This is a genomic window from Streptomyces sp. NBC_01235 (assembly GCF_035989285.1).
In the GTDB taxonomy this organism is placed as follows: Bacteria; Actinomycetota; Actinomycetes; order Streptomycetales; family Streptomycetaceae; genus Streptomyces.
Genome location: NZ_CP108513.1, coordinates 8,869,037 through 8,889,524 on the forward strand (window position 1 = coordinate 8,869,037; position 20,488 = coordinate 8,889,524).

General features: G+C 72.1%; 19 protein-coding genes and 4 pseudogenes. 13 read left to right on the forward strand and 10 right to left on the reverse strand.

What is annotated here, in order from left to right:
* The first annotated feature begins 261 nt into the window (after positions 1 to 261).
* Together dgoD and OG289_RS39915 are read left to right on the forward strand one after the other, a co-directional pair.
* Positions 262 to 1,407: a galactonate dehydratase gene (dgoD, locus tag OG289_RS39910; protein WP_327318878.1), complete on the forward strand. Its 1,146-nt coding sequence runs from the start codon at positions 262 to 264 to the stop codon at positions 1,405 to 1,407.
* A gap of 637 nt (positions 1,408 to 2,044) precedes the next feature.
* Positions 2,045 to 2,836, forward strand: coding sequence for a COG4705 family protein (locus OG289_RS39915; protein ID WP_327318879.1), 792 nt, complete (start codon positions 2,045 to 2,047; stop codon positions 2,834 to 2,836).
* 29 nt (positions 2,837 to 2,865) lie between these two features.
* Here the strand turns inward: OG289_RS39915 and OG289_RS39920 are convergent.
* The 5 genes and pseudogenes from OG289_RS39920 to OG289_RS39940 all read right to left on the reverse strand — a co-directional run bounded on the left by OG289_RS39920 (position 2,866) and on the right by OG289_RS39940 (position 6,935).
* Positions 2,866 to 4,243, reverse strand: a pseudogene (locus OG289_RS39920) (sensor histidine kinase).
* Positions 4,240 to 4,902: a response regulator transcription factor gene (locus OG289_RS39925; protein WP_327318880.1), complete on the reverse strand. Its 663-nt coding sequence runs from the start codon at positions 4,900 to 4,902 to the stop codon at positions 4,240 to 4,242. The pseudogene OG289_RS39920 and the gene OG289_RS39925 overlap by 4 nt, the downstream one beginning before the upstream one ends.
* Complete coding sequence (locus tag OG289_RS39930) at positions 4,856 to 5,668, reverse strand: phosphatase PAP2 family protein (protein ID WP_327318881.1); 813 nt, start codon at positions 5,666 to 5,668, stop codon at positions 4,856 to 4,858. Before OG289_RS39930 ends, OG289_RS39925 begins: the two co-directional genes overlap by 47 nt.
* The gene (locus OG289_RS39935) at positions 5,665 to 6,270 is read right to left on the reverse strand and encodes a phosphatase PAP2 family protein (RefSeq protein WP_327318882.1); all 606 of its coding nucleotides are present in this window, start codon (positions 6,268 to 6,270) and stop codon (positions 5,665 to 5,667) included. The genes OG289_RS39930 and OG289_RS39935 overlap by 4 nt, the downstream gene beginning before the upstream one ends.
* A complete protein-coding gene (locus OG289_RS39940) occupies positions 6,267 to 6,935 on the reverse strand; it encodes a DedA family protein (RefSeq protein ID WP_327318883.1) in 669 nt (222 codons plus the stop codon). The genes OG289_RS39935 and OG289_RS39940 overlap by 4 nt, the downstream gene beginning before the upstream one ends.
* Before the next feature lie 137 nt (positions 6,936 to 7,072).
* Here OG289_RS39940 and OG289_RS39945 point away from each other — a divergent pair, with 137 nt between their 5' ends.
* Complete coding sequence (locus OG289_RS39945; protein WP_327318884.1) at positions 7,073 to 7,444, forward strand: BlaI/MecI/CopY family transcriptional regulator; 372 nt, start codon at positions 7,073 to 7,075, stop codon at positions 7,442 to 7,444.
* Complete coding sequence (locus OG289_RS39950; RefSeq protein ID WP_327318885.1) at positions 7,441 to 8,370, forward strand: M48 family metalloprotease; 930 nt, start codon at positions 7,441 to 7,443, stop codon at positions 8,368 to 8,370. The genes OG289_RS39945 and OG289_RS39950 overlap by 4 nt, the downstream gene beginning before the upstream one ends.
* A 47-nt stretch (positions 8,371 to 8,417) precedes the next feature.
* On the opposite strand, the gene OG289_RS39955 is transcribed toward OG289_RS39950, so the two are convergent.
* Positions 8,418 to 9,326 carry a M48 family metalloprotease gene (locus OG289_RS39955; protein ID WP_327318886.1) on the reverse strand — a complete coding sequence of 303 codons (909 nt, stop codon included), beginning with the start codon at positions 9,324 to 9,326 and terminating at the stop codon, positions 8,418 to 8,420.
* A complete protein-coding gene (locus OG289_RS39960; RefSeq protein ID WP_327318887.1) occupies positions 9,323 to 9,706 on the reverse strand; it encodes a BlaI/MecI/CopY family transcriptional regulator in 384 nt (127 codons plus the stop codon). Before OG289_RS39960 ends, OG289_RS39955 begins: the two co-directional genes overlap by 4 nt.
* A gap of 116 nt (positions 9,707 to 9,822) precedes the next feature.
* Here OG289_RS39960 and OG289_RS39965 point away from each other — a divergent pair, with 116 nt between their 5' ends.
* The 6 genes from OG289_RS39965 (at position 9,823) to OG289_RS39990 (ending at position 16,016) form a co-directional block, all read left to right on the forward strand.
* On the forward strand, positions 9,823 to 11,343 hold the full coding sequence (locus OG289_RS39965; protein WP_327318888.1) for a hypothetical protein: 1,521 nt from the start codon (positions 9,823 to 9,825) through the stop codon (positions 11,341 to 11,343).
* A gap of 351 nt (positions 11,344 to 11,694) precedes the next feature.
* The gene (locus OG289_RS39970; RefSeq protein WP_442819027.1) at positions 11,695 to 12,126 is read left to right on the forward strand and encodes a hypothetical protein; all 432 of its coding nucleotides are present in this window, start codon (positions 11,695 to 11,697) and stop codon (positions 12,124 to 12,126) included.
* A gap of 136 nt (positions 12,127 to 12,262) precedes the next feature.
* On the forward strand, positions 12,263 to 13,201 hold the full coding sequence (locus OG289_RS39975) for an ABC transporter ATP-binding protein (RefSeq protein ID WP_327318889.1): 939 nt from the start codon (positions 12,263 to 12,265) through the stop codon (positions 13,199 to 13,201).
* The gene (locus OG289_RS39980; RefSeq protein WP_327318890.1) at positions 13,198 to 14,037 is read left to right on the forward strand and encodes an ABC transporter permease; all 840 of its coding nucleotides are present in this window, start codon (positions 13,198 to 13,200) and stop codon (positions 14,035 to 14,037) included. The genes OG289_RS39975 and OG289_RS39980 overlap by 4 nt, the downstream gene beginning before the upstream one ends.
* A gap of 27 nt (positions 14,038 to 14,064) precedes the next feature.
* Entirely contained in the window at positions 14,065 to 15,351 is a 1,287-nt protein-coding gene (locus OG289_RS39985; protein ID WP_327318891.1) for a sensor histidine kinase, read from the forward strand.
* Positions 15,348 to 16,016 carry a response regulator transcription factor gene (locus tag OG289_RS39990; protein WP_327318892.1) on the forward strand — a complete coding sequence of 223 codons (669 nt, stop codon included), beginning with the start codon at positions 15,348 to 15,350 and terminating at the stop codon, positions 16,014 to 16,016. The genes OG289_RS39985 and OG289_RS39990 overlap by 4 nt, the downstream gene beginning before the upstream one ends.
* Positions 16,017 to 16,049: 33 nt before the next feature.
* Here the strand turns inward: OG289_RS39990 and OG289_RS39995 are convergent.
* Positions 16,050 to 16,229 (reverse strand): annotated as a pseudogene (locus OG289_RS39995) (winged helix-turn-helix domain-containing protein); the annotation flags it as partial.
* A gap of 263 nt (positions 16,230 to 16,492) precedes the next feature.
* Positions 16,493 to 16,807 (reverse strand): annotated as a pseudogene (locus tag OG289_RS40000) (sodium-dependent transporter); the annotation flags it as partial.
* Between the two features lie 162 nt (positions 16,808 to 16,969).
* On the opposite strand from OG289_RS40000, the gene OG289_RS40005 reads away from it, so the two are divergent.
* From OG289_RS40005 to OG289_RS40015, 3 genes are all read left to right on the forward strand, one after another.
* Positions 16,970 to 17,809 (forward strand): COG4705 family protein, encoded by an 840-nt coding sequence (locus OG289_RS40005; RefSeq protein WP_327318893.1) that lies wholly within the window; start codon positions 16,970 to 16,972, stop codon positions 17,807 to 17,809.
* A 156-nt stretch (positions 17,810 to 17,965) separates the two neighbouring features.
* The gene (locus OG289_RS40010) at positions 17,966 to 18,895 is read left to right on the forward strand and encodes a COG4705 family protein (protein WP_327318894.1); all 930 of its coding nucleotides are present in this window, start codon (positions 17,966 to 17,968) and stop codon (positions 18,893 to 18,895) included.
* 192 nt (positions 18,896 to 19,087) lie between these two features.
* Positions 19,088 to 19,627, forward strand: a complete 540-nt coding sequence (locus tag OG289_RS40015) for a hypothetical protein (protein ID WP_327318895.1) — start codon at positions 19,088 to 19,090, stop codon at positions 19,625 to 19,627.
* Between the two features lie 350 nt (positions 19,628 to 19,977).
* On the opposite strand, the pseudogene OG289_RS40020 reads toward OG289_RS40015, so the two are convergent.
* A pseudogene (locus tag OG289_RS40020) lies at positions 19,978 to 20,481 on the reverse strand (phosphoketolase); the annotation flags it as partial.
* Between the last annotated feature and the right edge of the window lie 7 nt (positions 20,482 to 20,488).

Sequence of the window (20,488 nt, forward strand, 5' to 3'; positions counted from 1 at the left end):
AAGCCCGGCGTCGCACCCCGGCTCACCCCCGCCGGGCACGACCCGACCGCCGAACGTCGGCGCCGCACCCCGGCTCACCTCCGCCGCCGCACCCCCGCCGCGCGTCCTGCGCAGCAACCCCTTCGCGTGCCTGACCCTCTGCCTCCCCGCCCGAGCGTGCGCTTGCCCGCGCTCGCTCCCACCATGACCGCCCCACCCTCCATCCCCACGTACCGGCCCCCCGCCCCGCCGTGCCCAGCACAGAACCCGGAGACCCACCCCATGAAGATCACTGGATACGAACTCTTCCTCGTCGAACCACGCTGGCTCTTCCTGCGCGTCGACACCGACGAGGGCATCTCCGGCTGGGGCGAACCCATCGTCGAGGGCAAGGCCCACACCGTCGCCCGCTGCGTCGAGGAGATGTTCGACTACCTGCTCGGCCAGGACCCGGCCCGGATCGAGGAGCACTGGCAGGTGCTCGCCAAGAGCGGCTTCTACCGCGGCGGCGTCGTCCTGAACAGCGCCCTGTCCGGCATCGACCAGGCCCTGTGGGACATCGCGGGCAAGACGCACGGCGTCCCCGTCCACCAACTGCTCGGCGGCCACGTACGCGACCGGGTGCGCGTCTACGGCTGGGTCGGCGGCGAAACCCCCGAGGAACTGGCCGAGTCCGCGGCCGACCAGGTCGCCAAGGGCATGACGGCGGTCAAGCTGAACCCCTGCGGCCAGCTGGAGCCTCTCGCCACGCCCGCCGCGATCAACGCCATCGTGGACGGCGTGACCGCTGTCCGCGAGGCCATCGGACCGGAGCGCGACCTGGCGCTGGACTTCCACGGCCGCTTCAGCGGGGCGATGTCCCGCCGCGTCCTGCCGCTCCTGGAGCCGCTGCTGCCGCTCTTCGTCGAGGAGCCCGTGCTGCCGGAGTTCTCCCGGGACCTCGGCGCCGTGGTGCGCTCCACCTCCATCCCCATCGCCACCGGCGAACGGCTCTACTCCCGCTGGGACTTCCGCTCGGTCCTCTCCGACGGCATCGCCGTGGCCCAGCCCGACATCAGCCACGCCGGCGGCATCTCCGAGAGCCGCCGGATCGCCGCGATGGCCGAGGCGTACGACGTCATGGTGGCCCCGCACTGCCCACTCGGCCCGATCGCCCTCGCGGCCAGTCTGCAACTCGACTTCGCGATCCCCAACTTCCTCATCCAGGAACAGGCACTGGGCATCGGCTACGGCGACAGCAGCGGACTGCTGGACTACCTCGCCGACACCACACCCTTCACCTTCCGCGACGGCTACATCGACCGCCCGACCGCGCCCGGTCTGGGCATCACCATCGACGAGGACGCGGTCCGGGCCGCCGCCGAACGGGGCCACCGCTGGCGCAACCCGGTCTGGCGCAACACGGACGGCTCACTGGCCGCCTGGTAGTCCCTGACAGCCCCAGGAGCAGGTACCCCATCACGGCAGCCTGGGTCACCTCCCCTGAGTCGCGCGAGCGTGAAGGCGTCGTCCCGCGGCCGTCCGAAAGGGGGAAGCGGTGCCCACCGTCGTGCAACTGTGGGCCGGGAAGGCGTGGACCGTCCGCGGGGCGGCCGACGCCTTCCTCGACTCGCTCCCGGCCCGGTGTTCGTCACCCACCGCCGCCCGGCCCGGGGGACGTCGTAAATGCTGACCGGCGGTCGTGAGCGTCGCAGACCATTGTCCTTTTCCTCTGGAGACATTGACGAGCCTGCGGCTCTGTAAAGACGCGGCACCTGACCCCTACTGTGCGAAGTTGCTCGCCAGCATTTTCACAGCTGAGCCATTGCGGCGTGGGCTGATGAGCGCAGATGTGCACGGAAGCCATTGGGATGGCCAAGTGTTGCGGTCCTGCTCTTCAGTCGCCAGGCCGATGCTGGGAGTGCGTCGTTAACACCGGTCGCAAGCTGCTGACCAGTGCATCGGCCACTGTGTTCAGGTCGTGTTCAGGTCCGTCTGAGCCTCGGGCAACTCCCGCACCGGAAGCGCCAAAACTCTGGCAAAGCGGTCTGGGGCAACCGCCGGGAACCGTGCCATGGTGCCTGCCATGTCGACTGATCACCTCACTCACAACCGGCCCGCGGGCCACATGCGTCACGCGGCGAGCAAGGTGCCGGAGGTGACCGTCTACTTCTGGGTCATCAAGGTGTTGACGACCGGGATGGGTGAGACGGCGTCCGACTTTCTGGCTCACCTGCTCGGCCCGATCCCCGCTGTCGGCCTCGGCGGCATCGCCCTGGTGGCTGCTCTGGCGGTGCAGTTCGCCGTCCGTCAGTATGTGGCCTGGGTCTACTGGACGGCGATCGTCATGGTCAGCGTGTTCGGCACTATGGCCGCCGACGTCCTGCACGTCGGCCTCGGGGTGCCGTACACGCTCTCGACCCCGTTCTTCATGGCCGCGCTGGCCGCCGTCTTCGGCCTCTGGTACCGCGTCGAGCGCACCCTGTCCATCCACAGCATCCACACCCGGCGCCGCGAGACCTTCTACTGGGCCGCCGTGCTGGCCACGTTCGCGCTGGGCACCGCCGCCGGCGATCTCACCGCCACGATCGGCCTCGGCTATCTGGGCTCCGCCGTCCTGTACGCCGCCGCGATCGCCGTTCCGGCCGTCGCTCACCGATGGGGGAGCCTGAACGCGGTGGCCGCGTTCTGGGCCGCGTACCTCATCACCCGCCCGCTCGGCGCCTCTGTCGCCGACTGGATGGCCGTCGGCCACGGCAGGGGCGGACTCGACCTGGGCCTGGGGCCGGTCACGCTGTCCTGGACAGTGGCCATCCTCGGCTTCGTGGGCTATCTGGCTGTCTCGCGCAAGGACGTCCGGCACGACGTCACAGCGTGATACGCCGGTAGCGCCGAGCGGCGCCGCCGTCACCCGGCAGGCAGGCTGACCACGAACCGTGCCCCGGGGGTGTGTCCGGGGTCGTACGTCACCTCGCCGCCGGCGGAGCGGGCCAGGCGTCGCGCCAGCGGCAGCCCGAGGCCCGCTCCGCCGTGTCCGTCGCCGGGATCGGCGCGCTGACCGGGCTCGAAGAGCTGTGCGGCGAACGGGGGCGGTACGCCGGGCCCGTCGTCGATGACTTCGATGCGTACGCCATCGGGTGCGCTATGGGCGCGGACGGCGACGTTGGAGTGGGCGTAGCGGCAGGCGTTGGTCAGGAGCGGGCTGATGATGCGTTCGAGGAGAGCGGGTGGGACTCCGGCCTGCACACGTGGGCCCTCGGCGGTGACCGTCAGGTGGCCTGGCACGTGCGGCAGTTCGGTGAGCCGTCGTAGCGCGGGCAACACCTCGGCGGTGCCCGGCGCGGTGAGTGTCCCCCCGCGGGCGTCGTCCAGGAGGGTGTCGCAGATGGTGCGCATGGACTGGGCGGCATCCGCGATGACCTGGTGGGTGGCGTGGGTCTGGTCGGTGGTGCGGGGGCGGGCCTGCCACCAGTCGAGTTCGGCGATGATCCGGCTCAGGGGCGTACGCAGCTCGTGCGAGAGTTCCCCGGTGAGCCGGCGCTCGTGGCGCAGGCGGGTGCGGATGCGGTCCAGTAGGGCGTCCAGCGACGTGCCGAGGCGGGCGAGTTCGACGGGGTGCCGCATATGGCCGAAGCGTTCTTCGGAGGCCACGGCGCTCCACTGGGTGGCCTGGTCGGTCATCGTGTGGACCGGGCGCAGCGCGCGGCCTACCGCCAGCCGGGTCAGGGCGTAGGTGCAGGCGAGCATCACCGCGTCCAGGGCGAGTGAGCCCATGAGCAGGGTGTCGGCCGAACTCCGGTAAGGGGAGAGGTCGAGCGCGGTGACCACGAGAGCCCCGCTCTTGTCCGCGGACACCGGCTGGGAGCACAGCCTGAGGGGGCCGTCGACGTCGGCGGTGACGCATCGCCGCCCGCCGCGCTCGGCGAGGGCGTCGGCGACGCGGGTCAGGCGGCCGGGGTTCGGCGGCTCTTCCAGCAGGTGTCGGCCGGCGTAGATCCACACGTTGGCGTCGAGGAGCTCGTCGTGGGAGGTCTCCAGGACGCGTACGGTCGTGCCGCTGGTGTCGACGGTCGTCGCGACGGCGGCGGCGCGGGTGCGCAGTTCGTCGTCCGCCTGGTGCTGGAGGCGGTGCTGGGCGACGACGTTGAAGGCGACGGTGAGGACCAGCATCAGCAGCGCGGCGGTGGTGAGGGCCACGAGAGAGCCGGCCGCGCAGCGTGCGGGGCCCCAGACGGCGGAGCAAGGCGGTCACGGCGGGCCGCAGCCGGTGGCGGGTGCCGCTCATGACAGACGGTGGCCGATCCCGCGGGCCGTGCCGATCGTCCGGTCGCTGCCCGCCTCGCGCAGCTTGCGGCGCAGTCGGGTCAGGTACTGGTCGAGGGTGTTCTCGTGGACTTGGGCGCCCTCGGGCCAGCCTGCCCGGACCAGGTCGCGGCGGCGCACGATGGCGCCGGAAGCCGCCATGAGCGCGGCCAGGAGGCGGAACTCGGTCGGCGTCAGATCGACTCGGGTGCCTCGGACGCTGACCACGTGCCGGACGGCGTCCAGGACCAGGTCTCCCGCTGTGGAAGCAGGCGACGGCGCGGCCCGTTTCAGGGCTGCCCGCAGGCGGGCGGCGAGTTCGGCGAGATGGAACGGCTTGGGCAGGTAGTCGTCGCCGCCGGCCGAGAACCCGGACAGCCGGTCGGTCAGCCGGTGGTGGGCGGTCAGGAAGATGACGGGGGAGAAGAATCCGTTCGCGCGCATCGCCTGGCACACGTCCCGCCCGTCGGCGTCGGGCAGCCCGATGTCGAGCACGGCGGCGGAGATCTCGGGGGTGGCCAGCCGCAGGGCGGTGGCGCCGTCCGGCGCAGGCACGGTGTCGAAGTCCTCGTCGCGCAGCCCGCGCATCAGCACGTCACGCAGGGCGTGATCGTCCTCGACGACCAGGATCGTCTGGCGCATGGTCCTCCCTCTGCTCTCGTGCCACGGCCGTCTGTTCCCGTGTCGTGTCCGTTCGGCCCCCTGCTGTGCTGCCCATCGGTTCTGCCGTCCTGCGCGCCGAGTCCGTGTCCGTCGTGCCGGGGGTCAGCCGCTCGGGGAGCCAGCGGGCCGCGGCGCCCAGGCACAGGCCCAGCCAGCCGAGGGTGAACAGCCAGCCGCCGACGACGTCGGTGAACCAGTGCACCCCGAGGTAGACGCGGGTCAGGCCGACCGACGCGCCCCAGCCGCAGATGACCACGGTGAGCGAGGTCGTGCCGCGCGGGCCGCGCACGCGGACGGCGATGATCAGCAGCCCCGCGGCGAGGGCCGCCGTGGTGGTGTGACCGGAGGGAAACGCCCATCCCGAGGCATGAGTCGTCCAGTCCGTTAGGGGTGGTCGAGGCCGGGCCACGAGCGCCATCGCCGCGTACCGCAATGCCTGGCCCGCCCCGAGGCAGGCCAGACAGAGCGCGACGGCGAGCGCGCGCTGCCGGAGGGTGCGTCCCGCGATGATTCCGGCCAGCACGGCCAGCGCGTACGGGACGACACCCGTCCCTGTGGCGGTCAGCCCTCGGGCGAACGCCACCGCCACGTCCGGCCGGTGACCGACGGACCACGAGAGAAGGTCGGCGTCCGCGAACAGGGGTGCGCCGTCGCGGCCCACCACGACCATGGTCAGCACGCCGAACGCCGTCCAGGCGCCGAGTCCGCAGCTGCCGGCCAGTTCGGCGACGTCACCGCGCTTCATGACGCCGCCACCAGCGGACGCAGGCGGCTGGCCGTGAGCCGCAGGGCCAGGGCCTCGGCACGCCTGCGCAGCGCCGACATGGCGAGCAGCGCGGCCAGGGCGCCCACAACGACCCCTGCGAGCACGTCGTGGGGGTAGTGCGCGCCGACCCAGACCCGTGCGGCCGCCATCGCGAGGGCGGCCGCGGCAGCGACCGCGCCGAGCCGGCGGGAGACGAACAGCAGGGCGACGGCCGCAGCGGCGGCGATGGCCGCGTGGTTGCTGGGGAAGGACCAGTCGCCGGGCGCCGGACACGCCTCCAGCGTGGTCACCCGCAGGCTCTGGCAGGGCCGGTCCTCGCGCACCAGCAGCTTCAGCACCGCGTCCACCCCGTACGCGGCGACCACGACGAACGGCACGGCGAGCGCCGTCACCGCCGCCGCGGCGTCCACATGCCGTGCGCGCCACCAGCCGACGGCCATGAGGGCCGCGAACAGGGCGAGCCCGTACGTCGACCATGCCGACACTGTGTTGTCCAGCCACGCGGGAGCGTGCCAGGCGAGGTTCACCACGTCGGTGTAGGCCGAGCCGTCGACCGACGAGCCGTCGAGGGCGAGGATCATCCGCCTGCCTCCTTCGCCTTCGCGGCCCGGCGCGAGCGGTGCACCTCGGAGGCGAGCGGCAGCAGCGACAGGGCGACGATCAGCGCGACCATCGGCAGCAGATACCGGTCCACGTTCGGCACGGAGGAGCCCAGTGCGTACCCCGCCAGCGTGAGACCCAGGCTCCCCACCAGCCCGCCGGCCACCTGGCAGACGGTGAACGTCCGCACCGGCACCCACAGGGCGCCCGCCATCGGGTTCAGGACCGTGCGCACCACCGGAACGAAGCGGGCCAGCACGATCGCCTTCGCGTACCCGTAACGCTCCAGCAGCTCCTCCGCGCGTTTCACCCCTTCGTGCAGGCGGGCCGAGCGGCTCCGGGCGAGCAGGGCGCCGCCCGCTCTTCGGCCCAGGAGATATCTGCACTGCGCGCCCGCCAGCGCCCCCACCGCCGCGGCGACCAGGAGCGGGTCGAGCGACAGCTTGAGGCCACGGTCGGCGGTGCCGGTGCACAGCAGACCGGCCGTGAACAGCAGGGAATCGCCCGGCAGGAAGAAGCCGATCAGCAGCCCGGTCTCGGCGAACAGGACCACGCCCACGCCCAGCACGCCGAAGGCGGCCAGCAGCGACCGGGCGTCCAGCACATTGACGGCGAGCTGCGACGATAGGTGTACGGCTGTGGTCATCGCCGGGAGTCCCCTTCATCCTTCGTCAGGACCGTCGGCTGCGATGAGAACGCCGGTGCGGTGACACCCGACGACTGACTACAATCTTGTAGACGGTCTACTGAACTGTAGACGATGGCGGAATGAGGAACGTTCCCATGACGGACGCGAGGGACGAGAGGCGGCCGGCCGGCGAGCTCGAAGCCGCCGTCATGGCGGCCCTGTGGGCCGCCGGGGCCCCGCTCACACCGGGGCGGGTGCAGACCGAACTCGGTTCCGGCCTGGCCCGGACGACGGTGGCGACGATCCTGACCCGTCTGCACGAGAAGGGCGTCGTCGGCCGTGAGCGGCAGGGGCGCGGCTACGCCTACTTTCCCGTGCAGGACGCCCACGGCCTGACCGCCCGGCGCATGCACACCGAACTCGACCAGGACACCGACCGGGAGACGGTCCTGGCGCGCTTCGTCGCCCAGCTCAGCCCCGGCGACGAGCAGCACCTGCGCCGGCTCCTGGAGGGTGACGAGCGATGACCGCTCTGCTGCTCCCACCGCTGATCCTGCCCTTCCTCGCGCCGACGCTGGCCCGCCGAACCCTCGACCGCTTGGCCCCCGCCACCGCACTGTGGGTCCTCACCGTCTCGGCCCTGGCACTGGCGGGGGCCTGCGTCGCGGCCCTCGGCGCCCTGGTCCTGACCGGACTGCTCAAACTCCCCGCATTCGCCGCCTTCGGTGAACTCGTCCACCCCCTGCGGACTCCCTCGGACTATCTCGTCCTGCCCGCAGCCACGGCGGCTACCGGAGTGCTGACCCTCAGTTCCTGGACTCTCGTGCGCTCAGCACTCCGACAGGCCCGCGCCTTCAGGACCGCCCGCACGCAGGCCGACCGCCGCCCCGCCGCCGGTGACCTGTGCGTGATCGATTCGCCCGATCCGGACGCGTACGCCCTGCCCGGACGCCCCCACCGCATCGTCGTCACCACCGCCATGCTGCGCAGCCTCGGCCCCGCCGAGCGTGAGGCCCTCTTCGCCCATGAGCGCGCCCACAACTGCGCCGGCCACCACTATTTTCTGGCCGTAGCCGAACTCGCCGCCCACTGCCACCCCGCCCTGCGCACCACCCGCGACACCGTCCGTCTCGCCGCCGAGCGAGCCGCCGACGAGGCCGCCGCCGAGGTCACCGGCGACCGACGCCTGATCGCCACAGCCATCGCCCGCGCCGCCCTCGCCGGCCACGCCTCCCCGTCGACGCGTCCGAACTTCGCACCCGCGGCGACGAGCGGCCCGGTTCCGCAACGCGTCGCGGCCCTCCTCGCACCCTCCGAGAAGCGCTCACGCACCCCCCGCCGTACCGCGTTCCTCCTCGTGGCCTGCACGGTCCTGTCCGTCGCCGCCGGAACAGCCGGCGTCGCCGACTTCCACCACGAGGTCGAGGTCGCCCAGGGCGAGGAAGGTCCATGACCGCCTCGGAGCGGTGACCACGAGGAGCGCTCTGGCTGCCCGAGTGATCACCCTCGGGCGAGGATCGGCTCCAGCAGCCGGAACAGGTCGCCGGTGGCATCGGCGGCACCCAGCGCGGTGAGGGCGCCGAGAGCCAGAACGGGCACCGCCGGCGGCCACAGCCGTGGCGGCGGGGCGATCTGGAGAGCTGCGATCCGGCGGGTGACCGCGCGGTCGGTGAAACCGAGTGCGCGTGACGGCTCCCGGCGTCCGGCCGTGAGAGCTGCCCGCGCGAGAGCGCGGGCGGTGCCTGCGCGGTCGCCGACCACAGCGGCCGCTCGCTCGTCGGCCCAGCGTTCCACGAGGAGGACGACCGCGTGCCGGACCGGGGCAACGAGCGGGTTGACCGCGCCGGCCAGCGTAACGGCGGTGCACAGGCGTGCGTGGCGGTGGGCCACGTGGGCCCGCTCGTGGGTGAGCAGGACGCGGCGCTCCTCGGGCGAGAGAGCGCCGAGCATCGTGCTGGTGACCAGAATTCGGCCCGGTGAGCCCGCCCGTCCCGGGATGGCGAACGCCTCAGCGATGGGGGCGGCGGCCACGACCAGTTCGGTGTCCTGCGGCTGCCCCTCGCACAGCAGCCGCAAGGCCCGGCGGGTGAGGTACTCGGCGCGGGCGGCTCTGAGGAACCGGTGGGCCAGGAAGAAAAGCAGTGCGCAGGCGGCGAACGCGACGACCTCCGGTACCGGCTCGGGAAGCGGGCGGCCGTCCTCGCGGGCATCCGCGACCACCGGGGGAGCGGCGCCGACGAGGGTGGCGGCCAGCAGGAGCAGGGACCATGCGGTCGCCGCCGCGCACACGACGGCGGCGCCGGCCGGCGCGCGGGCGGCGAGCGCCGGTGCCACCCGGCGGCCGACCCAATGGCTGACCGCGGCGAGCAGCAGGGACAGCAGGAACGGTGTGTAGACGTCGACCCTCACCGCTCGCCGCCCCCCAGCAGGTCACGCAGCGCCCGCTCCTCCTCCGGGCTCAGCCCGGTGACGAACTGCTGCAGCGCGGCAATCGGGTCCGGACCCCGGTCGAGGGCCTCGTGCATGGCCTCGGCGGTCAGCTCGGCGGCGTTCTTCGCGGGCCGGTAGGCGCCGCGCCGCCCGTCCGCGTCCCGCAGGACGAGTCCCTTGTCGTACAGGCGTTTGAGAATGGTGTGCACGGTGTTGTAGGCGAGGTCGCCGCCGAGATCGGCCTGAATCTCCGCCGGAGTCAGCGCCCGGTCCGCCGCCCACAGGGCCGCGAGCACCTCGCTCTCCAGTTCACCGGCGTTACGCCGTTCGGCTCTGCCCTGCGGGCCCGTGCCAGCCATGGCTGAGACCTTACAGCGTGTAGGGGTGTGACGGCCCGAGGTGCTGTCGTTGGCGTGAACCCTACAGTCTGTAGGGTTAATCTGGCCCTACAGGCTGTAGGAGTAAGGGGTGAGTGATGAGAGACGGCCCGCAGGCCGCGGACAGCGCGTCGGCCGCGTCGACCGGCCCACCCAGGCCCGACCCCCCGACGGCCGTTCGCTTCGCTCCCCGATCCCGCGGCGAGGTGGCGCTCGCGGTCGTGGCCGGCGCCTTCACTCTGGCCCAGCTCCTTCTCGTCAGGCCGGGGATGGGCCTCGGCTGGGACGAGTCGGTCTACGTCAGCCAGGTCTCCTCCCACGCGCCGACCGCGTTCTTCAGCGCCCCGCGCGCCCGTGGCGTCCCGCTGCTGGTGGCGCCGGTCGCCGCCTGGTCGTCGTCCACCGCGCTGCTGCGGATCTACCTGGCCGTCCTGTCCGGTCTCGCCCTGTTCCTCGCGCTTCGCGCCTGGCGGGGCGTCTTCCCCGCCCGGGTGCTCGCGACCGCGGGCGCCCTGTTCGCCACCTTGTGGGTGACGCTGTTCTACGGCCCGCAGGCCATGCCCAACTACTGGGTCGCCGTCGGCGCCCTGGCCGGCACGGGCTGCTTCCTGCGCGCCCAGGCGAACCGCTTCGACCGCGCGGCGCTGTGGGGCGTGGGCCTGAGCGCGGCCCTGATGGCCTGGATGCGCCCCACGGACGCGGTCTGGGCGACCCTGCCCCTGCTCGTCCTGCTGGTGTGTGTACGGCGGTGGCGGCGCCCCGCGCTGCTGGGGGTGCTGGTCGGCGGCCTCGCGGCCGGGGCGGCCGAGTGGGTGATCGAGGCGTACGTCTCCTACGGCGGCCTGGGGCAACGCCTGTCCGACGCGTCCCGCATCCAGGGTGGCCTCGGCTGGAACATCGCCGTCGGAGACCAACTGCGCGCTCTGGGCGGGCGCACGCTGTGCCGACCGTGCACCAGCGCCGCGCCCCCTGTCCTGGAGACCCTGTGGTGGTATGTCCTGCCACTGCTCGCAGCCCTCGCGGCCATGGTCGCCGTCCGCGCCCGGCGCCCTGTCGCCACGCTCGTACCGCTGGCCTGCGCCGCCTCGGCGGCCTTCCCCTACCTCTTCATGATCGGCTACGCGGCACCCCGCTTTCTGCTGCCCGCCTACGCGCTGGTCGCCGTACCGGTGGCCGATCTTCTGGTGCACCTGGTCCGGGCACCCGGTCGGATTCGCCGACCGCTGACCCTGGTGCTGCTTACCCTCGCTCTGGCCGTCCACCTGCCCGTGCAGTTCGCGGTGTTGGATCACACTGTGCGGCGCATCACCGCCGCCCACCGTGAGTGGGCCGCCGTAGCCGCCGGGCTGCACCGGCTGGGCGTCCGCCCGCCCTGTCTGGTCACGGGAGAGAACGACGTCCCGATCGCCTACTACGCGGGCTGCTCCTCCGCCGCGACCGTTGGTCACGACGCCAACACCACGGCAGCCGGCATCCGGCGCACCGCCCGCCGGCTGCCCGTTGCCACTCTCGTGGCAACGGGCGGGCCGCCGGGCTACGCCCGCGGCTGGACCTCGCACCAGGTGGCCGGCGTACGCGTGTACGTATCACCTGCCGTGACGCCGGGAGGGCGGCGGTGAGCGCCACCGGCGTTCCGCTGTCCCGCGGCCTTGGCCGGCCCTGGCGGCTCGCCGTCACCGCAGCCGTGGTGACGGCGGCCGTCTGGGTGCTCGCCGCGCACCGGCACACGGTCGACGCCGGTGCCGACCGGCCTGCCGTCGCCGATCGCGCCTGGCTGGCGGCGGCCTGTGCGGCCGCTCTGGCGACCTGGATGTGCGCGGCCGTCGCCCACGTGGTCGCCGCCCTGGTCGTGGCGTCGAGCCGGCCGGCGCGCCACCGTGCGGGGCGCGCGGCCGGGCTCGCCCTGGCCGAAGTGTGGGCGGTGCACAGCAGGCGGTCCAGGGCGTGCGCCCGGTGGGGTGGGTCCCTCGGTGCTGCGACCGCTGGCCGAGGCGGGTGGGTTCGTGCTGGAGCGGTGGGCCGACGAGGAGGCCGCGGCCCATGTCGGCAGCCGTACGGTCGTTGCCCGCGCTGTCGGGCGGGCGGCTCTCGCCTCCGTCGGCGCGTCGCGCCCAGCTGCCCTGGCCGCGACCGGCGGGGCTGTGCCTCAGCGGGTGCAGGCCCTGCTGGCACCGCCTCCCGCGCGCCGCGCCCTGCCCTTCGTGGCGGGCGCTTTTCTGCTGACCCTGTGCTGTGCCAGCCTGGCCAATGCCGCGTCGGACAGTGAAAGCCTGGTCGAGAGCGCGGAACGGGCCCAGTGCGCCGCGGACGCCAAGGCGTCGGGCGCAGGGCATCCCATGCGGCGGCCCGACGCCTGCTGCGACCACCGTGGAGCCGGCGAACACGGAAGTCACCGCAGGTAGTCGCGTAGTACCGCGGTACTACGCGCACGGCGCGGTTCAGCCTCCCGGTACCACCGGATTCGGGTGATTCGGCACCTAGCGTTGCCAGCGAGGCGTCCGAAGTGACGGACGCCGGAGCCCGACAGGGAGAACGCGAATGATCGACTCACGGCAGTTGACCAAGAGGTACGGCGAGAAGACGGCCGTCGACGGGCTGGACTTCGTCGTGAAGCCGGGAACGGTGACCGGCTTCCTGGGGCCCAACGGCGCGGGCAAGTCCACGACCATGCGCATGATCGTCGGCCTGGACGCCCCGACGAGCGGCTCCGTCACCGTGAACGGCCACCACTATGCCTCGCACCAGGCACCGCTCCAGGAGGTTGGCGCCCTCCTGGAGGCGAAGTCGATCCACCCGGGCCGCTCGGCGTACAACCACCTCAAGGCCCTTGCACTGACCCACGGGATTCCGGGCAGCCGGGTCGACGAGGTCATCGGCCTCGCCGGACTGGGCAGCGTGGCGAAGAAGCGGGCCGGCGCCTTCTCCCTCGGCATGGGCCAGCGGCTGGGCATCGCGGCGGCGCTGCTGGGCGACCCGCAGACGGTGATGCTGGACGAGCCGGTCAACGGGCTGGACCCGGAGGGCGTGCTCTGGATCCGCAACCTGCTCAAGGGGCTCGCCGACGAGGGCCGCACGGTGTTCGTGTCCTCGCACCTGATGAGCGAGATGGCCCTGGTGGCGGACCATCTGATCGTCGTGGGGCGCGGGCGGCTGCTGGCCGACACGACCGTGGCGGACCTGATCCGCGAGGCGGGCGGCGACACGGTGAAGGTCGCGACGCAGGACCCGGCGCGGCTGCGTGACGTCCTGGCCGGGCCGGGCGTCGACGTCACCGGCCGGATCGGCTCCGAGGAGCTGCAGGTGACCGGGCTGACCGCCCGCGAGATCGGGCTGAAGGCCGCGGAGCACGGGATCGCGCTGTTCGAGCTGAGCGCGCGGACGGTGTCGCTGGAGGAGGCGTTCATGGAGCTGACCAGGGATGCCGTGGAGTACCACGGTTCCACGACCGGGATCGAGACCCTCGGGAGGTCCGCATGAGCACGCTCACCGCAACCGCCGAGGAACCCCGGACCACCCCTGCCCGCCCTGCCTACCGGGTGACCGGTCGGCGCGTGCTCTCCTCGGAGTGGGCCAAGCTGTGGTCCCTTCGCTCGACCTGGATCACCTTGGGTCTCGGCCTGCTGTTCCTGGTGGCCTTCGGCCTGATCTCCGCGAGCCGCTACAAGTCGGGGATCGGCTCCGACCGTCCGGACCGGGACTTCGCCGATGCGACGGCCGTGAGCCTGTCCCTCTTCGGTACGAACTTCGCCCAGCTGGCCCTGGGAGTGCTCGGTGTGCTGGTCACGGCGGGGGAGTACTCCACCGGCATGATCCGTTCCACGCTCGCGGCGGTGCCCCGCCGGCTGCCCGTGCTGTGGTCCAAGGCGGCCGTGTTCGGGCTGGTCGCACTGGTCGTGGGGACGATGGGCGGGTTCGTCGCCTTCCTGTTCGGCAGCGGAATCGTCTCGGGTACGCCCGCGGCCATGAGCTTCTCGCATGCGGGTGTCCTGCGCAGTCTGCTGGGCGCAGGGCTCTACCTCGGCCTGGTCGGGGTGATCGGCACTGCCCTCGGCGCGCTGCTGCGGTCGGTGGCCGGCGGGATCTCGGTGCTGGTGGCCACCCTGCTGCTGATCCCGGGACTGATCTCTCTGCTGCCGAGCTCCTGGCAGGACGACATCGCCCCCTACCTGCCGTCCAACGCGGGCCAGGCGATGTTCGCCCTGACACACGACTCCACGACCCTGTCGGCGGGCGCCGGGCTGCTGGTCTTCCTCTGCTGGACGGCGCTGGCACTGGGCGGCGCGGCCTACCGGCTCGCGCGAACCGACGCCTGACACGTGCACCATGGACAGGTGACGCCCGTGACCACCGATGACCTCAGCGGGATGGGACCGCTGGTCGCCCGACTGTCCCGGGGCGGCCAGCGGTTGCGGCAAGCCGACCGGACACACCCCTGGGTGCTGGACACCGCGGTCGTCGTCCTGGTCTTCCTGATGTTCTGCCTGCCTGACCTCTTCCGCGGCGGTGTGGACGACGGCGACGGCCCGCGCCGGTTTCGGCTCGCCTTCACCCAGCTACCCGTCGCGGGAATGCTGGCCTTCCAGTCCGGACTGGTTCTGCCCTTGCTATGGCGGCGACGCAAACCCCTCGTGGCGTTCGCCGTCATCGCGGCGGTATTCGTCCTGCAGTGGTCCCTGGGCGCTGCGCTGCGCGCGGACGTCGCCCTGTTCATCGCCCTGTACAGCCTAGCCCTGCACGGGTGGCTGCGGCAGTTGCCGTGGGCCTGTGCGGCCATGGCGGGCGCCATGGCGCTGGTCGCGGTGCGCGCATCCTCGGCCGTGTCCGTGTGGGATGCGCTGTTCTTCCTGCTGAGCACGGCGACGGCGGCGCTCGCGCTCGGTCTGGTGGTGCGCATCCGCCGGGCCCAGCTCGCCGGCCTGCGGGAGCGGGCGGCCCGGCTGGAGATAGAGCGCGATCAGCGCAGCAGGCTGGCCACGGCCACCGAACGCACCCGGGTCGCCCGTGAGATGCACGACATCGTCGGCCACAACCTGTCCGTCATCATCACGCTCGCCGACGCCGGCGCCTACGCCACGGACATCGCTCCCGAACGGGGCAAGGAGGCCCTGCAGCTCATCGGCGACACCGGCCGGCAGGCCCTCGGCGAGCTGCGGCGCGTGCTCGGCGTGCTGCGCGAGACCGCAGAAGGCCCGCCCGGCGGTCCCGAGCTCAGCCCGCAACCCGGCTTCGCGGACATCGAAGCGCTGTGCGCCAAGGTGCGCGCCGCTGGACTGGAGGTCGTCTACCGGACCTCCGGCGATGCGGACGCCCTGGACAGCGGCGTACAGCTGACGGCGTATCGCATCGTTCAGGAAGCCCTCACCAACACCCTGAAGCACACCGATACCGATACCGATACCAAGGTGCACCTGGCGATTCTCGTCGCGGACAGCCGGGTGAACATCCAGGTCCAGGACACCGGCCCGGCCTCACCGTCCGGACCGCCGAACGAGGAAGGACACGGCCTGGTGGGCATGCGGGAGAGAGCGGCTTTGTACGGCGGCACCGTCAGCGCGGGACCGACGGCCGGCGGAGGATGGAGCGTCGAGGCCGTCCTGGACCTCACGCCCCAGGGCGGTGACCGGTGACCACCGTGCTCATCGTGGACGATCAGCCGCTGCAGCGCTACGGCTTCCACCTGCTCCTGGACTCCGTCCCCGAGACCGACGTCGTCGGTGAGGCCGCCCACGGCGCCGAGGCCGTCCGCAAGACCGCCGACCTGCGCCCGGACGTCGTCCTGATGGACGTCCGGATGCCCGGCTTGGACGGCATCGAGGCCACCCGCCGCATCGTCGCCGCCGGCGGACGTTCGCGCGTCCTCGTGCTCACCACCTTCGACCTCGACGAGTACGTCCACGCCGCTATCCGCGCCGGTGCCAGCGGCTTCCTCCTCAAGGACGCCCGCCCCGAAGAGCTCCTCGCCGGCATCCGAGCCGTCGCCGTCGGCGACGCCGTCATCGCGCCCGCCCTCACCCGCCGCCTTCTGGATGAATTCGCCCGCTACGTCCCCGCGCACCACGGAGACTCCGCCGAGGACCCGGGACTCGGCTCCCTCACCGACCGCGAGCGGGAGATCCTCGTCGCCGTGGGCAAGGGGTGGACCAACGGCGAGATCGCCACCCGTTTCGTCTTGTCAGAGTCCACTGTCAAGACCCACGTGGGGCGCGTCCTTGCCAAGATCGGTGCCCGCGACCGCATCCAGGCCGTGATCTTCGCCTACGACCACGGCCTCGCCCGGCCCAGCGCGGACTGAACCGAGGGCGGCCGGGCAGTCCGGCGGCGCCCGTCAGAGTTCCAGGCGGTAGCCGTGGCCGCGCAGGGTGGTGATGCGGGGCAGGCTGCCGGGCTGGACCGAGGTGCGGGCGGCCTGCGCGAGGCGGCGGCGCAGGCCCGCCATGGTGACGTCCAGGGTCTTGGTGGAGCCGAACCAGTTCTCGTCCCAGACCTTGGCCATCAGCGTGGGCCGGCCGGAGCTGCGGATGCCGTTCAGCGCGGCGGCCCAGTACGGCGACTACGGCCGCGCCCGCGGTCAGGGCCAGGTAGCCGCTGGGCACCGACAGGCTCGCGGGCGGCGGATCGAAGACGCCCGTCAGGACCTTCACCAGCATCTCGGACCACCTGGTTGTCGGGGATGTCCTCGGGCGGGTTCGACTCGGTGGGCGCCGGGGTCGCCCGCACCGGCGTGGTCGAACCGGGAGGCCGGCCCGGCGGGCGGCGGCTGAGCATCCTTCAGGAGCCTGCCGTGGGAGCGGGGCCGCGCCGGAGGCGGGTGACGATGCGGCTCGCGGCGGTCTTCTTGAGCAGGCCGTAGGCGAGGACCGGCAGCAGCAGGTGGGGTTTGTCGGGCAGGGACGCGGTGATCAGGACCGCGCTGGCGCTGCTGTTGTTCATGCCACAGGCGAGAGTCAGCGACGAGGCGGTGCCCGCCTCCAGCCGCAGGACGCGGGCGGCTGCCCGGCCGAGGGCGAAGGAGAGCAGGCAGACCAGGGCGGCCACCGCCAGGGCGGCGGCGAACAGCAGAGGGCGGGGCCGGGCCAGGACGGAGCGAGGCGTAGGACATGACGACGACGCGGCCGAGCCGGTGCCGCAGCCAGGACGCGGCGCGGGTGTGCATGGGCCCATCGTGATCAGACCGGATGGGGCGGGCGGGGAAAGCCGCGCGGCAGTCAGGATGCGTTCAGGTATTCGCTGGCAGCGTCCTGCCCCATGACCTACGAACTCTCCGAGACTCCCGAGGCCGAACCGGGCACGAATGCCTCTGCTCGCCCCTCCCACCGTCTGCGCTGGAACAAGGTTCCCGAGGTCACCGCCTATTTCTGGATCATCAAGGTGCTGTGCACGACGGTCGGCGAGACCGCGGCCGACCTGCTCAACGAGAAGGCCGGCCTGGGCCTGACCGGCGTGTCGGTCCTGATGAGCGCGCTGCTCGCGGTGGTCCTGGTCGTGCAGTTCCGTACGACCGCCTACCGCGCGGGCGTGTACTGGCTCGCCGTCGCCCTCATCAGCGTCGTCGGCACGCTGATCAGCGACAACCTCACCGACAACATGGGCGTGCCGCTGGAGACGACCACCGCGGTGTTCGTCGCCCTTCTCGCCGTCGTGTTCGTCGTCTGGTACCGGCGTGAGCGCACCCTCTCCATCCACAGCATCGACACCACCAGCCGTGAGGCGTACTACTGGCTGGCCGTACTGTTCACCTTCGCCCTCGGAACGGCGGGCGGCGATCTGGTTTCCGAGCGCATGGACCTGGGCTACTGGCTGGCGGCGGTCCTGTTCGCGCTGGCCATCGCCGCCGTGGCGGTCGCGCACTTCGCGCTGGGCCTGGACGCGGTGTGGGGCTTCTGGATCGCCTACATCCTCACCCGCCCGCTCGGCGCCTCGATCGGCGACTACCTCTCCCAGCCGACCGGCGACGGCGGCCTCGGGTTCGGCACCGTCATCACCAGCGGCCTCTTCCTGGCGGTCATCCTCGGCCTGGTGGTGTACCTGATGGTGACCCGCAAGGACGTCGCGGACCCTGCGCGCGTGACGCGGCAGGCGGCCTGAACGGTTCGGAACGCGTTCAGGAAGCGTTCAGGCGATCACCGACAAGGTCGGACACCACGGCCGGCCTCCGCGGTCGGCCCGTGTGTCGCAAGGCGCCCGTCGCTGCGGAGACGGGTGCCCTTTCACACCCCCCCCCACGAACAGGAGTGTCCGACCATGGAGAATCCCGAAGTCCTCACCGACTTAGACGTCGCCGCCCGGCAGCAGCGGGTCGCGACCACGGCCAGGTCGGTCATGAAGAAACTGCCCGAGGTCACCCTCGCCTTCTGGATCATGAAAGTCGCGGCGACGACCCTGGGCGAGACGGCCGGCGACCTCTTCGCCCAGACTCTGAAGCTCGGCTATTTCCTCACCACGATCGCCCTGTTCCTGCTCTTCGTGGTGACCCTGGCCGTTCAGTTGCGCTCCCGCCGCTACAACCCGTTCTTCTACTGGACGGTCATCCTGTCGACCAGCATGGCCGGCACCACGATGTCCGACTTCATGAATCGCGACGCCAGCACCAAGTACCTCTCGAGCGGCGCCACTTCGCTGGGCTGGGGACCGCAGGGCCTCGGCCTCGGATACCCGACGGGCGCGGCGATCCTGATCTCGATCCTGGTCGTCATCTTCGCCGTCTGGAAGCTGACCGGAATGACCTTCGTCATCCGTGACATCGTCAGCTTCCGCGGGGAGGCGCTGTTCTGGTCGGCGATCCTCGTCTCCAACACCCTCGGCACCTCGATGGGCGACTTCCTGTCCGACAGTTCGGGCCTCGGCTACGCCGGCGGGGCGGCGCTGGTGACCGGTGTCCTGCTGGTGCTGGTGGCCCTGATGAGGGTGTCCGTCGTGCCGAACGTGCTGCTGTTCTGGATCGCCTTCGTGCTGACCCGCCCGCTCGGCGCGACAGCCGGCGACTTCCTGACCAAGCCGGTCGCGAAGGGCGGTCTCGACCTCGGTACGGCGGGTTCCTCCGCCGTGCTGTTGGCCGTACTGGTCGGTCTGACGGGTTACGCCCACGCTCAGGAGCGCCGCAGCCTCGCCCGGTCCGCGGCCCTGCCTCCGGAGACGGGCGACTACGACCGGGCCACCGAGCGGGCCGACTGAGCGCGAACGGCGCCACGCTCGTCCGGCGGGCGCGGCAGAGTTCCTGCGCCCACCTCAGCACCTGACCGCTGCAACGTGGTGAGAGAGGATGCGCCTGCCGGATTCGCCCAGCGAGGATGAGAGCGCCACCAGGAGGTGGGCCGATGTTCCATGTCCGGCCTGCCGGGCACGCGACACCCTGGGGAGGAGGTCGTGAAGTCCGCCGGCACCACGTCTGCCCCGCCCGAACCGTCGGACGGACATGCCCGGGGGCTCTCTGCGTGGCGGTTCGTGTTGGTGTTCGGGGGCGTCAGTCTGCTGATGGACTTCGTGTACGAGGGCGCTCGCTCCGTCACCGGCCCCCTGCTCGCCCACCTGGGAGCCTCCGCGGCCGTGGTCGGCGTGGTCCTGGTCGTCCTGCCGCTGCTGTCCGCCGCGGTTCCGGCCCTGGCCTTCACCGACACGGTGGGGGTCGTCGTGGCGGGTGCACTGGTGTGGGGCGCCGCCGTCGGCGTTCAGGAGTCCACGCGGCGCGCCACCGTCGCCGACCTCGTACCCGTGGGCCGCCGGGCCACCGCGTACGGCGTCTTCGCCGGGATCATGGGTGCGGCCGCGTTGGTCGGCGGCGCCCTGGCCGGGGTCCTGTACGACATCTCCGTCCCGCTTCTGATCGTCGTCGTCGCCGGCATCCAGACCGCCGCACTCGGTCTGCTGTGGGTCACCCGGGCCGTGCGGTCCACACCCGTCCGCTGAGGGCCGAACGTGCGGGCGTACACGGGCGATCCCGTTGCGCTGGGCGCCGGTGGGGCGGGTTCTGGAAGCCGTCGATGCGCCCCGATCTGCATGGCGCCACGCGATGTGGTCGCCCACCAGCCCGTAGCGGTGGTGGCGCGTCGGCCGTTGGTGGGGTTGGTCGGTGTGCCCAGGACTCCTGTTGCCAACTGGGTCGGTGGGTACGGCGTTCGGCCCGACGCCGTGAGCCGTTCGGCCGCCTCATCCCCCTCGCCCCCGACAGGCCGGCGGGGCTGCTCGCGAGCGCTGCCAGCACGGCCTTCGCGTCTTCGGCGGCGGCTTCCCCCACTCGCAGCTCCGCCACCCTGTGGTCACTGACTCCGGGTCCATTCGGCCACCTCGGGCAGGTCAGTCCCATGGGCGCGGATCCAGCCGTGAGGCGGCAACGGACGTCGACCATCCGCTGCCACAGCGCAGCCGCGTGGGGCCGCGAGACCGGGCACCCTGTCGATGACGTCCATGACCAGCCGGTACCGGTCGAGTCGTTGCGGACGACCGTGTCGAACGGGGTCGTGGTGGTGCCCTCCTCCTTGTAGCCGCGCACGCGCAGGTGTGGGTGGTTGGCGCGGCGGTAGGCGAGCCGGGGGATCAGCCACGGATAGCCGTGGTACGTCGAAGACGACGGGCTTGTCGGGGTTCAACAGCGCGTCGTCTTCGCCATCGGGCATGCCGTGCGGGTGTCCCTCCGCGGGCAGCAGTCGGGCGATGTCGACGACGTTGACCACTCGTACCGCGAGTTCGGGCAAGTGGCGGCGGAGCAGCGAGGCCCCGGCCAGTACTTCGAGGGTGGGTACGTCGCCCGAGCAGGCAAGCACACCTCAG

Bases quoted from the DNA above. Each gene is read 5' to 3' on its own strand.
- OG289_RS39940 (WP_327318883.1), bottom strand. From the start codon at position 6,935: ATGACCACAGCCGTACACCTATCGTCGCAGCTCGCCGTCAATGTGCTG.
- OG289_RS39975 (WP_327318889.1), top strand. From the start codon at position 12,263: ATGATCGACTCACGGCAGTTGACCAAGAGGTACGGCGAGAAGACGGCC.
- OG289_RS39960 (WP_327318887.1), bottom strand. From the start codon at position 9,706: ATGGCTGGCACGGGCCCGCAGGGCAGAGCCGAACGGCGTAACGCCGGT.
- dgoD (WP_327318878.1), top strand. From the start codon at position 262: ATGAAGATCACTGGATACGAACTCTTCCTCGTCGAACCACGCTGGCTC.
- OG289_RS39950 (WP_327318885.1), top strand. From the start codon at position 7,441: ATGACCGCTCTGCTGCTCCCACCGCTGATCCTGCCCTTCCTCGCGCCG.
- OG289_RS39930 (WP_327318881.1), bottom strand. From the start codon at position 5,668: ATGAAGCGCGGTGACGTCGCCGAACTGGCCGGCAGCTGCGGACTCGGC.
- OG289_RS39980 (WP_327318890.1), top strand. From the start codon at position 13,198: ATGAGCACGCTCACCGCAACCGCCGAGGAACCCCGGACCACCCCTGCC.
- OG289_RS39915 (WP_327318879.1), top strand. From the start codon at position 2,045: ATGTCGACTGATCACCTCACTCACAACCGGCCCGCGGGCCACATGCGT.
- OG289_RS40005 (WP_327318893.1), top strand. From the start codon at position 16,970: ATGACCTACGAACTCTCCGAGACTCCCGAGGCCGAACCGGGCACGAAT.
- OG289_RS39965 (WP_327318888.1), top strand. From the start codon at position 9,823: ATGAGAGACGGCCCGCAGGCCGCGGACAGCGCGTCGGCCGCGTCGACC.
- OG289_RS39945 (WP_327318884.1), top strand. From the start codon at position 7,073: ATGACGGACGCGAGGGACGAGAGGCGGCCGGCCGGCGAGCTCGAAGCC.
- OG289_RS40010 (WP_327318894.1), top strand. From the start codon at position 17,966: ATGGAGAATCCCGAAGTCCTCACCGACTTAGACGTCGCCGCCCGGCAG.
- OG289_RS39925 (WP_327318880.1), bottom strand. From the start codon at position 4,902: ATGCGCCAGACGATCCTGGTCGTCGAGGACGATCACGCCCTGCGTGAC.
- OG289_RS39935 (WP_327318882.1), bottom strand. From the start codon at position 6,270: ATGATCCTCGCCCTCGACGGCTCGTCGGTCGACGGCTCGGCCTACACC.